Origin of the sequence: Streptomyces lancefieldiae, from assembly GCF_031845825.1 — a bacterium.
GTDB classification, from domain to species: domain Bacteria; phylum Actinomycetota; class Actinomycetes; order Streptomycetales; family Streptomycetaceae; genus Streptomyces; species Streptomyces lancefieldiae.
This window is the reverse complement of sequence record NZ_JAVRFH010000270.1, coordinates 1-645: the sequence shown is the minus strand read 5'-3', so window position 1 is coordinate 645 and position 645 is coordinate 1. Positions and strand designations below refer to the sequence as shown.

Sequence of the window (645 nt, the reverse complement as noted above, 5' to 3'; positions counted from 1 at the left end):
GCCCTGAACCCCGCCGTCAGCAGCGCTGCCGTCCCTACGTCGGAGGACCTGGACGAGCAGGTGACGCCCTCTGCCCCGGACAGCGAAGCCCCTCTCGACTTCGACGAGGTGATCGCGGAAGTCCTCGACGAGCAGACCACCGCCTCCAGCACCGACATGCCGGACGAGCTCGACGAGACCAGCGACGGCGCGGCCGGCCCTGCCCACCTCGAAGGCCCGCCGGCCGACGAGGCACCGCAGCAGCACCCGTCCCCCGAAGCTGCAGCCGTGCAGGCGCCCAGGCCGCCCCTGGCCCGGGTCACCGCCGTCACCTCCCACATCCTCGCGGCGCTGAACACCCCGCCCGACCCGCCGGCAGCACCACAGATCCGGGTCCTGGGCACGGTCGACGTGGTCGGTGCGCTGGGTCGTGTCGAGTCCTACCGCCGTAACAGCCTCACCGAGATCGCGGCGTGGCTCGTGCTGCACCCCGGACGCAACCGCCACGAACTCGACGAGGCCATCTGGCCCGGCCAGCGGGTGAACGCCAAGACCCGCAACACCTCCATCAGCAAGCTGCGGACCTGGCTCGGGCGTGACCCGCGCCTGCCCGCCGACGCCCCCGACAGCACCTACCTGCTGCCGGTGACCGACGGGGTCTACAGC

At 72.4% G+C, this 645-nt stretch carries 1 pseudogene; it reads left to right on the top strand.

Annotated features, from left to right (window positions below):
* Positions 1-60: 60 nt before the first annotated feature.
* Positions 61-645, top strand: a pseudogene (locus RM812_RS42080) (LysM peptidoglycan-binding domain-containing protein); the annotation flags it as partial.